Source organism: Pseudomonas sp. TH10 (genome assembly GCF_016651255.1).
Taxonomy (GTDB): Bacteria; Pseudomonadota; Gammaproteobacteria; order Pseudomonadales; family Pseudomonadaceae; genus Aquipseudomonas.
The window spans coordinates 24361-35862 of the sequence record NZ_JAEKEG010000041.1; the positions used below are offsets into that span (position 1 = coordinate 24361).

The following is an 11502-nucleotide window of genomic DNA, read 5'->3' on the forward strand; positions in this document are numbered from 1 at the left end:
CTCGACGGTCTCAGTTCACAGCGGACGTCGCTTCGACATGACGCGGTAAGGTCACCCGGATACGGGTGCCGCGTTGGCTTTGTACATCAGCCGGGCTGTCGATGGTGATTTGTCCATAATGCTCTTCAACGATGGAATAGACCAGTGCAAGGCCCAGACCGGTGCCTTCGCCAGGATCCTTGGTGGTGAAGAAGGGTTCGAACAATCTGTCCATGATGTTCTTCGGAATACCGCTGCCTTCGTCTTCTACGATCAGATCGACCGTGTGTTCGCCGGCTTCGCTTTTGACCCGTACCGCGCTGTGCGGCGGCGAGGCGTCGCGGGCGTTTGAAAGCAGATTGATCAAGACTTGGGCGAGCCGCTGCGGATCGCCTTCGACCCAGTGATCGGGATCACACAGGTTATAGAACTGCACCTCGAAATTGCGCCGGTTCAGGGCCAGCAGGCCGATTGCATCCTGGGCCACTTCGGCCAGACAGACGGGCTCGTCGCTATGCTGATGGCTGCCGGCGTGGGCGAAGCTCATCAGTGACTGGACGATGCGCGATACACGCTTGGTCTGTTCGAGAATCTGCCCGCTGATTTCCTTCAGCTCGCCATCGTCCTCGCGCTCCTCGCGCAGGTTCTGCGCCAGGCAGGCGATGCCGGTGATCGGGTTACCGATCTCATGGGCGACGCCGGCTGCCAGGCGACCAATGCTGGCCAGGCGCTCGGAATGCACCAGTTTGTCTTCGAGCATCTGGGTTTCGGTCAAGTCTTCCACCAGCAACACCAGGCCGCTGTTGCCCGGTGCCAGCGGCTCGTCGATGGCCGCCTTGTGCAGGTTCAGCCAGCGGGTCTGGCCATCCAGGGCCAGGTGCTGCTTGTGCAGGTGCTCGTCCGGAAGGTTGATGAAGCCTTGCAGCAGTTCTTTCCAGGGATCGGCGATGGTGCTCAGCCGCGATCCGACGACGCGCTGCGCGGCAATCCCGGTCAACTCCTCCATGGCTTTGTTCCACATGAGGATTTCCTGATCCTTGGCCAGGGAGCAGACGCCCATGGGCAATTCCTGCAGGGTCTGGCGGTGGTAGCGGCGCAGGGCATCGAGTTCCGCAGCAAGGCCGGTGAGGCGCGAGTGGTAGTCCTCGAGGCGGCTTTCGATGAAATGGATGTCTTCGGTGACGTAGTTTTCGCCGCCCGCCTTATAGGGCAGGAACGTCTCGACCATGTCCTGGGCAACGCTTGGTCCCATCAGGCCGGAAAGATTCGCCTCGATGCGGTCTCGCAGTCGACGCAGCGCATAGGGGCGGCGCTCGTCGAATGGCAGGTACAGATCGCGCAGGGCCTGCTCGACTTCCTTTTGCGCAGCCTTGGCACCCAGCGGCTTGGCCAGTTGCGTGGCGAATTCCTGGGGCGAGGCGGCGTGCAGTTCGCGCCGCTGCGGCCGGCGCACGTTATCTACGGCACAGGCTTCGGCGGCGCTGGCTTCTTCCGGGCTGGCATTGGTGAACAATGAAATCAGGGTGAACATCAGCACGTTGGCCGCCAGCGACGCGATGGCCGCCATGTGCCAGCTGGTGTCATCCAGCACATAGATCATGTTCAGCAGCGGAATGTAGAAGCCCTGGAGATTGCCGACCAGCGGTAACAGCATGGTCACCAGCCACACCAGGATGCCCGCGAGCAGGCCGGCGATGAAGCCGCGGCGGTTGGCGGTTGGCCAATACAGGACTGACAGCACCCCCGGCAGGAATTGCAGGGTGGCGACAAAAGCGACGATGCCGAGATTGGCCAGGTCCTGTTCCGCGCCCAATAAGAGGTAGAAGCCGTAGCCGGCCATGATGATCGCGACAATCAACGCCCGGCGCGTCCATTTCAGCCAGCGGTAGATATTGCCCTCGGCCGGCGGCTGGTAGAGCGGCAGCACCAGGTGGTTCAGGGCCATTCCGGACAAGGCCAGGGTCGTGACGATGATCAGGCCGCTGGCCGCAGACAGGCCGCCGATATAGGCCAATAGCGCCAGTGCCTTGCTGTTGGCAGCAATGCCGATGCCCAGCGTGAAGTATTCAGGGTTAGTGGTGGCGCCGAGTTTCAGTCCGGCCCAGAGAATCAGCGGAACCGCCAGGCTCATCAGCAGCAGGAACAGCGGCAGGCCCCAGCTGGCACTGACCAGCGAGCGCGGGTTGAGATTTTCGGTAAAGGTCATGTGATACATGTGCGGCATCACGATCGCCGAGGCAAAGAACACCAGCAGCAGCGTGCGCCACGGACCTTCCTGCAGCGGCGTGTGCAGGGCTGCGAGGGCGGTCTGGTTTTGCAGCAACCACAGTTCGAGTTGCTGCGGGCCGTCGAACACGCCATACAGCGCATACAGGCCAACGCCGCCAATCGCGATCAGCTTGATCACCGACTCGAAGGCAATCGCGAACACCAGACCTTCGTGTTTCTCGCGGGTAGCGATATGCCGGGAGCCGAAGAAAATCGTGAACAGAATGATCAGCGCACAAAACGCCAGTGCCACGCGGCTCTGAATCGGCTCGCGGGTGAGAATGCCGATAGAGTCGGCCACCGCCTGGATCTGCAATGCCAGCAACGGCAGTACGCCGATCAGCATGAAGATCGTGGTCAGCGCGCCGGCCCAGGTGCTGCGAAAGCGGAACGCAAAAAGATCCGCCAGCGACGACAGCTGATACGTGCGGGTGATCTTCAGGATCGGATAGAGCAGCACCGGCGCCAGCAGAAACGCGCCGGACACGCCGAGATAACTGGACAGAAAGCCGTAGCCGTACTGATAGGCCAGGCCCACCGTGCCGTAAAACGCCCAGGCGCTGGCGTAGACCCCCAGCGACAAGGTGTAGGTCAGCGGGTGGCGAATGATTGCGCGCGGGATCATGCCCCGCTCGCTGATCCAGGCTACGCCGAACAGCACCGCCAGGTAGGCGGCGCTGACCAGGATCATCTGGGTCAGGCTAAAGCTCATCGGCATCTTTTTGGCTCTGCAGGATGAAGGTCACGACAATCAGGATCAGCCAGAGCAGATAAGGGCGATACCAGGCGCCCGTAGCGTCGATCCACCAATCCATGATGGCGGGGGAAAACAGGTAGATCCCCACGACTAAAAGCAGGACCAAGCGATAGATGTACATCCCGGCCTCTCTTTTTTATGCGCGTGCCCGAAAACGTGCGGCGATGGTAACGGATGGCGGCGCGACTGCAAGTGTCGTCATAGCAGTTGCGCATCGGGCAGGGTCAGTGTGCGCGGGATCTTGCTTGCATCCCAGTGCGCGCTCCCCCAATCCAGCACCTCTCGCGGGGTGGCGTACGCGAGTTCGCTACCGGGCGTTTGCCCCAGTGCGCGCAGCGCCCGCAGGAGCAAGGGGGTTGCCTGATCTTCTGTCAGTGGCGGGGAGCGATAGGATTTGCCGAGCTTGTGGCCATCGGGCTGGGTGATCAGCGGAATATGCAGGTAGCGCGGTTGCGACAGGCCGAGCAATTCCTGCAAGTAGAGCTGACGCGGCGTGGAGTCGAGGAGGTCGGCTCCGCGCACGATATCGGTGATGCCCTGCCAGGCGTCATCGAGGACCACAGCCAATTGGTAGGCATACAGGCCGTCGCGGCGGCGGATCACAAAATCGCCGACCTCACGGCCCAGGTGCTGCCGATATTCGCCTTGTACACGGTCGACGAAGTGGTATTCCAGTTCGGGGCGCGCAAGCGAATCGCTGCATCCTCGGTTCCATGGCCAGCATTGCGGCACAGCCCCGGGTATATGCCGTGATAGGGCTCGAGTTGTTTGCGCGAACAGGTGCAGGCGTAAGCCAGGCCGTGGTTGAACAGGCGACTGATAATCTCGGCATAGGCATCGTGGCGGTCGCTCTGGCGCACCACCGTGCCATCCCATTCAAAACCGTAGCTCTCCAGTGCCTTGAGAATTGCCGCCTGGGCGCCGGGCTCTTCCCGGGGCGGGTCCAGGTCTTCCATGCGCATCAGCCAGCGCCCGCCCACCGAGCGCGCGTCGAGGTAGGACGCCAGCGCGGCGACCAGCGAACCGAAGTGCAGGTGACCACTGGGCGTGGGGGCGAAGCGTCCGGTGTAGGTGGGAGAGGCGATGGCAGTCATGGGGTAACGTTACTTTTTCCTGGCTGGCGCCAAACAACCTGTAGGCGCTCGCTCGCGAAGGTCGTCAACGATAACGCTGCAAGCCTGATACCTCGGGGCGTTCTCAGGTTCATCGCGAGCAAGCTCGCTCCTACAGTGATGGCGATTTTATAGGCGTATCAGGTAACACAAACATCAGAAACAAAAACGGAGCGTTCGCACGCTCCGTTTTTCGTTCAGGTCGGGATTACTTGCCGACCTGCTTTTCCTTGATTTCAGCCAGGTTCTTGCAGTCGACGCACATGTCGGCGGTAGGACGGGCTTCGAGGCGCTTGACGCCGATCTCGATGCCGCACGAATCGCACCAACCGTATTCACCGTCTTCGATCAACTGCAGCGTCTTGTCGATCTTCTTGATCAGCTTGCGCTCGCGATCACGGGCGCGCAGTTCGAGGGCGAACTCTTCTTCCTGACTGGCACGGTCGGCCGGGTCGGGGAAGTTGGCTGCTTCGTCCTTCATGTGATCAACAGTGCGGTCGACTTCCTGCATCAAGTCCAGTTTCCACTTGGTCAGGATCTTGGTGAAGTGCGCGCGCATGGGTTTGCCCATGTACTCTTCGTCTTTGGCCTGAACATAGGGTTCGAAGCCAGTGATCGCCGTTTGCTGCTGTTGCTTTGCTTGGGTGGGCATGAAATGGACCGCCTCTACTCTTGTAATCCATTGCGCAGGATTGCTCCATCACCGACACCTGCCGGCCCTGCGGCTGCAAGCGGGCGAACTTACCAGATCAATTCGGCCTGCGCTACTCCCGGATGTCGAGGCCCCGGCGGGTGGCGCTTGCAAATGTTTGGCAAGCCGTGTCTGGCGGTGCGGGAGACCTGTTCAATCACTGATTTTAGTCAATCCTGGAGCGTACGCTCATATCGTTACAGTCCAGCGTTCTTGAGGCTGAGACCGCGGCGGGTTCTCGCTCGTTCCGGGAGATGAGTAGAATCGTCTCTTTTTCGCCGTCGAAGGAAATCCAATGGCTCAGCCCTACAGTGCGCGCAGTCGTGCGATCGAACCGTTTCATGTGATGGCGTTGCTGGCGCGGGCCAATGAATTGCAGGCCGAGGGGCACGACGTGATCCACCTGGAAATCGGCGAGCCGGACTTCACCACGGCCGAGCCGATCATCCGTGCCGGGCAAGCGGCGCTGACGGCGGGTAAGACGCGCTACACGGCGGCGCGCGGGATTCCCGAGTTGCGCGAGGCTATTTCGGGGTTCTATCAGCAACGCTACGGCTTGAGCATCGATCCTCGGCGAATTCTGATCACGCCGGGCGGTTCGGGTGCGTTGCTGCTGGCCAGTGCGCTGCTGGTTGATCCGGGCAAGCATTGGTTGCTGGCGGATCCCGGTTATCCGTGTAACCGCCACTTTCTGCGCTTGGTCGAGGGCGCGGCGCAGTTGGTGCCTGTCGGCCCAGAGGTGCGTTATCAATTGACCCCGGATCTGGTCGAACGGCATTGGGACCACGACAGCGTTGGCGCGTTGGTCGCGTCGCCGGCCAACCCGACCGGCACGATTCTGACCCGCGATCAGCTGGCCGGGTTATCCACAGCCATCAAGGCCCGGCACGGGCATCTGGTGGTGGACGAGATCTATCACGGCCTGACTTACGGCACCGATGCCGCCAGCGTGCTGGAAGTCGATGACAGCGCTTTTGTGTTGAACAGTTTCTCCAAGTATTTCGGCATGACCGGTTGGCGCCTCGGCTGGCTGGTGGCTCCGGAGGCGGCGGTCAGCGAGCTGGAAAAACTCGCACAGAACCTCTACATCAGCGCGCCGAGCATGGCGCAATACGCGGCACTGGCTTGTTTTGAACCAGACACCATCGCGATTCTGGAAGAGCGTCGTGCCGAGTTCGGTCGTCGTCGGGATTTCCTTCTGCCGGCGTTGCGCGAGCTGGGTTTCAACATTGCCGTGGAGCCCGAGGGCGCATTCTATCTTTATGCAGATATCAGCAAGTTCGGCGGCGATGCCTTCGCGTTCTGCCGACATTTCCTTGAAACCGAGCATGTTGCGTTTACCCCGGGGCTGGACTTCGGACGCTATCAGGCCAGCCATCATGTGCGTTTTGCTTACACGCAAAACCTCCTTCGCTTACAGGAAGCGGTGGAACGGATTGCGCGTGGCTTGAAGAGTTGGCAAGGCTGATGCGTTTTTATCCTCCTCTGGAAGAGGCGCGACTGATTCGTCGTTACAAGCGTTTTCTCACTGATATCGAGACCGTTGACGGCGAGTTGTTGACCATTCACTGCCCGAATACCGGTTCGATGCTCAATTGCCAAGTCGAAGGCGGGCAGGTCTGGTTCAGTCGCTCCAACGACCCGAAGCGCAAACTGCCTGGCACTTGGGAAATCGGCGAAACCCCGCAAGGCCGCTTGTTTTGCGTGAACACCGCGCGGGCTAACGGGTTGGTCGAAGAAGCTTTGCTGGCCGGGGTTATCACTGAGCTGAACGGGTTTACCGCGCTGAAGCGTGAGGTGGCTTACGGGCAAGAGAAGAGTCGCATCGATTTTCGCCTCGAATACCCGAGCGGCCCGGCCTATATCGAGGTGAAAAGCGTCACCCTGGGTTTCGATGGTACTGATGTGGCGGCGTTCCCCGATGCCGTGACCCAGCGCGGCGCCAAGCATCTGCGTGAACTGGCGCACCTGGCGCGGGACGGCATTCGCGCGGTGCAGTTGTATTGCGTGAATCTCAGCGGGATTGAGGCCGTACGGCCCGCCGAGGAGATCGATTCGGCCTACGCCGATGCCTTGCGTGAAGCAGTCGCCTGTGGTGTTGAAGTGCTGGCTTACGGCGTACGGCTAAACCATGAAGAGATGGTGATCGACCGCCGCCTCGATGTGCTGCTCAACGGCTAAACATTGATCCACAGGCCCTGAGCATCTTCACGGCAGTCAATGGCCGTCAACGACTGCCCGGCGCAAGGCCCGGCGACGCATTCACCGTCCTCGATCAGAAACAGTGCGCCATGGGTAGCGCACTGAATCAAACTGTTGCTCGGGTCGAGAAACTGGTCGGGATGCCATTCCAGACCCACGCCTCGGTGCGGACAGCGATTCAGATAGACATACGCCTGACCGTTGCGGCGCACGGCAAACAGCTTTTTCCCGTCGATTTCAAAACCGCGGCTACCGGCCTCGGCCAGATCGGCGCCCGCGCACAGAAACTTCATGGCTATCCTCTAATGTCTGCTCGTGTCCGGATATGTCCGAGCTTGACGTTTAAATGCAAACAATTATCAAATGGCGCCCTTCACCCGAAGGGTGGCTGACAGACGCCGAGGATACTTGGCCTGGCATCCGCGTGCGCGGGAAAACCTCATTCAAGGAAGCTGTGCATGCGCCTGAGTACCCACGTTGCTGTGCTGTGTGTCGGACTTTTAGTCAGCCACCAGGCTGCAGCGGCTGATTTGCCGCAACGTTGGGTCAGTGCTGGCGGCGCGTTGTCGGAGTGGGTCAGCGTGCTGGGGGAGAGTCGAAGCTGGTCGGGGTCGACACCACCAGCCAGCACCCGCCAGCGCTCAAGGCGTTACCGAGCATTGGCTATCAGCGCCAGCTGTCGGCGGAGGGCATTCTGAGCCTGCGCCCACAGATTCTTGTGGGGACCGAGGAGATGGGGCCACCACCGGTGTTGTCGCAGGTGCGCACTGCGGGGGTGCAGGTCGAATTGTTCTCGGCCCAGCCTGACCTGGCGGCATTGCAGGGTAATTTGCAGCACCTGGGCAAATTGCTGGGTGCTGAGGAGCAGGCGTCCCGGGCGTTCCAGTCCTATCGCTCGCAACTTGACGAGCAACAGCTTCGGGTGACCCAGGCGCAGCTCAGGCAAAAGGCTCCCGGAGTGCTGTTGCTGGTCGGTCATGCCGGTGGCAAACCGTTGATCGCCGGCCAGGGCACGGCCGCAGACTGGATGCTGAAGAAGGCCGGCGGGCACAACCTGGCAACTCATACCGGCTACAAGCCGTTTTCCGTCGAAGCGTTGGCCAGCCTCAATCCGCAGGTGCTGGTGTTCGCCGATCGCGTACTGACAGGTGAAGAGGCCCGCGCGGCGTTGTTCAGGGAAAACCCGATTCTTTCCTCGACCCTTGCCGCCAAGAACGGGCGGGTCATCCAGCTGGATCCGACCTTGCTGGTAGGCGGGCTGGGGCCGCGCTTGCCCGATGCGTTGAGGTCGCTCGCTGACGGCTTCTACCCGGGTATGTCCGCGCAATGAACGTACTGGTCAAACCCCGAACCCTGTTCATTGGCTTGAGCCTGTTGTGCCTGCTGGCTATCTGGTTGTCGTTGGCACTCGGGCCGGTCAGCCTGCCCTTGGTCGATACCTTGCGCGCCGGCTTGCGCATGGTGGGTGTGCCCATTGCGCCTGAGGGCCTGGAGCAGGCTGAATTGATCCTCGGCCAGATTCGCCTGCCCCGAACCCTGCTGGGCCTGGCGGTAGGCGGGGTGTTGGCGCTGTCTGGCGTGGCGATGCAGGGTTTGTTTCGCAACCCGCTGGCCGATCCAGGGCTGGTGGGGGTCTCCAGTGGCGCTGCCTTGGGGGCGGCCATCGCGATTGTCGGCGGCTCGGCATTTGGCGGGCTACCAGAGTCCTTCGGGCCGTATCTGTTATCGCTGTGTGCCTTCCTCGGTGGGCTGGGGGTGACCGCGCTGGTGTATCGACTGGGCCGGCGCAACGGTCAGACAAATGTCGCGACCATGTTGTTGGCCGGTATCGCCCTGACAGCGTTGGCGGGTTCGGCCGTCGGGCTCTTCACTTATATGGCCGATGACGCCACCCTGCGCACTCTGACTTTCTGGAACCTGGGGAGCCTCAATGGCGCCAGTTACTCGCGACTCTGGCCCTTGTTACTGGTCAGTGTCGGCGTGGCGCTATGGTTGCCACGCCGGGCGAGGGCGCTGAACGCGTTATTGTTGGGCGAGTCCGAAGCCGGCCACCTGGGCATCGACGTCGAAAGGCTCAAGCGCGAGCTGGTGTTTTGCACCGCGCTGGGGGTCGGCGCGGCGGTGGCGGCGGCCGGCATGATCGGCTTTGTCGGGTTGGTCGTGCCGCACCTGGTGCGACTGCTGGCCGGTCCCGACCATCGGGTGCTGTTACCGGCTTCGATACTGGCCGGTGCCAGCCTGCTGTTGTTTGCCGATCTGGTCGCCCGTCTGGCCCTGGCGCCGGCCGAGCTGCCGATCGGGATAGTCACCGCGTTCATCGGCGCCCCGTTCTTTCTATTGCTACTGGTCCGGAGGCGCGTGTGATGCTGCGTACGCAGAATCTGCAAATCCGCAGGGGCACCAAGGCGGTGCTGACGGACATCACGCTTGAGCTCAAGCCTGGAGAGGTGCTCGGCGTGCTGGGCCCCAACGGTGCCGGCAAAAGTACTTTGCTGGGGGCGTTGTGCGGTGAGTTGAAGGCTGATCACGGCAGCGTCTGGCTCAATGAGCTGGAGTTGAGCCAGTGCACGGGTGTCCAGCGAGCCCAGCGATTGGCCGTATTGCCGCAAGTCTCGACGCTGGACTTCGCCTTCCGTGTCGAGGAAGTTGTCGGTATGGGCCGTTTGCCTTATCAAACCGGTCGAGTGCGCGATGACGAAATCGTCACTGCCGCCTTGCAGGCCGCTGACGCCGGTCACTTGAGCGGCCGCAGCTACCTGGCACTGTCGGGTGGCGAACGCCAGCGGGTGCATCTGGCCAGGGTGCTGGCGCAGTTGTGGCCGGGGCAGGCAGGACAGACCTTGTTGCTCGATGAGCCGACCTCAATGCTCGATCCGCTGCACCAGCACACCACGTTGCAAGCCGTGCGCGAATTTGCCAACCGGGGCGCGGCAGTGCTGGTGATCCTGCATGACCTGAACCTGGCCGCGCGCTATTGTGATCGCCTGTTGCTGCTCGAAGGCGGCCGGCAGGTGGCGCTGGATACGCCCGAGCAGGTATTGCGCCCGGAGCCGCTGAAGGCAGTGTTCGGGCTCGAAGTGCTGGTGCAGCCGCATCCGGAGCGTGGACATCCGCTGATCATTGCTCGTTGAATCTGTCATAGGAGCGTAAACATGCGCGCAGTCTTGATTCTGGTGGTGCTCCTGCTGGGGGCCTGTACGCATGTTTCCGCGCCGCCACCTGCTCCACCTCCGCCGCCTCCTGTGGCCGGGGAGATTCGTGACCTGCGCACTGGCCAGGTGTTGACGGCAGAGCAACTGCTGGCGGCGCTGGCCAGGCCATCGCGGCTGATCGTGGGCGAGCAACACGACAATCGTGATCACCACGCCTTGCAGTTGTGGTTGCTGCAAGCCTTGGGTGAGCAACGAACCCAAGGCAGCCTGCTGCTCGAAATGCTCACCCCGGACCAACAACCGCATGTCGATCAGGTTCGCCAGGCCTCCAAGCCCCCGGCGGATTTGCGCGATGCATTGGCCTGGCAGGAAGGTTGGGACTGGGCGCTGTACGGGCCCATCATTCAGTTTGCCCTGACCCAGCCGTATCCCTTGCTTGCCGCAAATCTGGACCCGCTGGAAGTCCGTGCGGCGTATACCCACCCGGCGATGCCAAGCGGTTCTCGGTCCAGCGCAGAGGCCGTAAAGGATGAACTGCTCAAGCAAGTCCGCGACTCCCATTGCGGCCTGCTGCCCAAGTCGCAACTGCCCGCGATGCTGGCGGTCCAGCAACAACGGGACCGACGCATGGCCGAACGCCTGCTCGCAGCGCCGGAGCCTGCCTTGCTGTTCGCTGGCGCTTTTCATGCGCGCAAGGATGTCGGCGTGCCAATCCATCTGATGGATCTGGGGGCGCAGGAGGGAGCGACGGTGTTGATGCTGGCTCAGCAGGGCAGTGAGGTCACGGTGGGGATGGCGGATTATGTCTGGTATACGCCGAAGGTGAAGGCGCCGGATTATTGTAAGCAGATGCGCAAGCAGCTCGGGAAAACCCGCAAAAAATGAAAGGCCGGGCATGTTTCAGCGGGCAAAAAAAGACCCGGTAAAAAACCGGGTCAAATAACCGTGATTAGCCTGATGAGGAGATAATCTGAGAGTCCGAACCAAGGGCTTTTCAGAATATCGACTGATCTCGCGACCAGTTGTGATAATCATAGCGATTCTCATTACCATGTCAACAGCTGATTGATCGTTAATTTGTAATTGCCCTGAAAGCCACGTAGTCAGAGGCTTCCAGGCCAGTCAGCGGGCAATTCAGTTCTTGTGCCGTGAAGAGATGGCCTCCAGTTGCTTGTTCAGTGCTTCCTTTCGCTCCGCAGGAATATCGTTCCAGTGCACGTCCATCAGCGCACCTTCGATCGCATACAACAACACCTTGGACGCTCGAAACCCGCGCGTGCGCACGGCGCGATAGGCATCCACCGCCCCGAGGCGACGCAAGTCCGAGGCGCTGTGAATGCC

10 protein-coding genes and 2 pseudogenes are annotated in these 11502 nt (G+C 61.3%); 6 read left to right on the forward strand and 6 right to left on the reverse strand.

Annotated elements, in window-relative coordinates; all coding sequences use genetic code 11:
• Positions 1-10: 10 nt before the first annotated feature.
• The 4 genes and pseudogenes from JFT80_RS06460 to dksA all read right to left on the reverse strand — a co-directional run bounded on the left by JFT80_RS06460 (position 11) and on the right by dksA (position 4768).
• Positions 11-2965 carry a sensor histidine kinase gene (locus JFT80_RS06460; protein ID WP_201147305.1) on the reverse strand — a complete coding sequence of 985 codons (2955 nt, stop codon included), beginning with the start codon at positions 2963-2965 and terminating at the stop codon, positions 11-13.
• Positions 2949-3125 carry a hypothetical protein gene (locus JFT80_RS06465; protein ID WP_003176118.1) on the reverse strand — a complete coding sequence of 59 codons (177 nt, stop codon included), beginning with the start codon at positions 3123-3125 and terminating at the stop codon, positions 2949-2951. Before JFT80_RS06465 ends, JFT80_RS06460 begins: the two co-directional genes overlap by 17 nt.
• 77 nt (positions 3126-3202) lie before the next feature.
• A pseudogene (gene gluQRS, locus JFT80_RS06470) lies at positions 3203-4098 on the reverse strand (tRNA glutamyl-Q(34) synthetase GluQRS).
• 226 nt (positions 4099-4324) lie between these two features.
• The gene (dksA, locus tag JFT80_RS06475; RefSeq protein WP_141127898.1) at positions 4325-4768 is read right to left on the reverse strand and encodes an RNA polymerase-binding protein DksA; all 444 of its coding nucleotides are present in this window, start codon (positions 4766-4768) and stop codon (positions 4325-4327) included.
• A gap of 334 nt (positions 4769-5102) precedes the next feature.
• Between dksA and JFT80_RS06480 the strand changes: the two genes are divergently transcribed.
• Entirely contained in the window at positions 5103-6275 is a 1173-nt protein-coding gene (locus tag JFT80_RS06480; protein ID WP_201147306.1) for a pyridoxal phosphate-dependent aminotransferase, read from the forward strand.
• On the forward strand, positions 6275-6988 hold the full coding sequence (gene sfsA / locus JFT80_RS06485; RefSeq protein ID WP_201147307.1) for a DNA/RNA nuclease SfsA: 714 nt from the start codon (positions 6275-6277) through the stop codon (positions 6986-6988). The genes JFT80_RS06480 and sfsA overlap by 1 nt, the downstream gene beginning before the upstream one ends.
• Here the strand turns inward: sfsA and JFT80_RS06490 are convergent.
• The gene (locus JFT80_RS06490; protein ID WP_201147308.1) at positions 6985-7302 is read right to left on the reverse strand and encodes a Rieske (2Fe-2S) protein; all 318 of its coding nucleotides are present in this window, start codon (positions 7300-7302) and stop codon (positions 6985-6987) included. The two genes, sfsA and JFT80_RS06490, sit on opposite strands and share 4 nt — an antisense overlap.
• Positions 7303-7467: 165 nt before the next feature.
• Between JFT80_RS06490 and JFT80_RS06495 the strand changes: the two are divergent.
• The 4 genes and pseudogenes from JFT80_RS06495 (at position 7468) to JFT80_RS06510 (ending at position 11046) form a co-directional block, all read left to right on the forward strand.
• Positions 7468-8339: pseudogene (locus tag JFT80_RS06495) on the forward strand (hemin ABC transporter substrate-binding protein).
• A 50-nt stretch (positions 8340-8389) separates the two neighbouring features.
• Positions 8390-9373 carry an iron ABC transporter permease gene (locus JFT80_RS06500; protein ID WP_201147312.1) on the forward strand — a complete coding sequence of 328 codons (984 nt, stop codon included), beginning with the start codon at positions 8390-8392 and terminating at the stop codon, positions 9371-9373.
• Positions 9373-10140, forward strand: a complete 768-nt coding sequence (locus JFT80_RS06505) for a heme ABC transporter ATP-binding protein (RefSeq protein ID WP_201147309.1) — start codon at positions 9373-9375, stop codon at positions 10138-10140. The genes JFT80_RS06500 and JFT80_RS06505 overlap by 1 nt, the downstream gene beginning before the upstream one ends.
• Positions 10141-10161: 21 nt before the next feature.
• Positions 10162-11046, forward strand: a complete 885-nt coding sequence (locus JFT80_RS06510; protein ID WP_201147310.1) for a ChaN family lipoprotein — start codon at positions 10162-10164, stop codon at positions 11044-11046.
• 249 nt (positions 11047-11295) lie between these two features.
• Here JFT80_RS06510 and JFT80_RS06515 read toward each other — a convergent pair.
• Positions 11296-11502: TfoX/Sxy family protein (locus JFT80_RS06515; protein WP_201147311.1), on the reverse strand; the 207-nt coding region annotated here is incomplete at its 5' end.

Coding starts and splice junctions, on each gene's coding strand:
- JFT80_RS06460 (WP_201147305.1), bottom strand. CDS start 2,965: ATGCCGATGAGCTTTAGCCTGACCCAGATGATCCTGGTCAGCGCCGCC.
- JFT80_RS06465 (WP_003176118.1), bottom strand. CDS start 3,125: ATGTACATCTATCGCTTGGTCCTGCTTTTAGTCGTGGGGATCTACCTG.
- dksA (WP_141127898.1), bottom strand. CDS start 4,768: ATGCCCACCCAAGCAAAGCAACAGCAGCAAACGGCGATCACTGGCTTC.
- JFT80_RS06480 (WP_201147306.1), top strand. CDS start 5,103: ATGGCTCAGCCCTACAGTGCGCGCAGTCGTGCGATCGAACCGTTTCAT.
- sfsA (WP_201147307.1), top strand. CDS start 6,275: ATGCGTTTTTATCCTCCTCTGGAAGAGGCGCGACTGATTCGTCGTTAC.
- JFT80_RS06490 (WP_201147308.1), bottom strand. CDS start 7,302: ATGAAGTTTCTGTGCGCGGGCGCCGATCTGGCCGAGGCCGGTAGCCGC.
- JFT80_RS06505 (WP_201147309.1), top strand. CDS start 9,373: ATGCTGCGTACGCAGAATCTGCAAATCCGCAGGGGCACCAAGGCGGTG.
- JFT80_RS06510 (WP_201147310.1), top strand. CDS start 10,162: ATGCGCGCAGTCTTGATTCTGGTGGTGCTCCTGCTGGGGGCCTGTACG.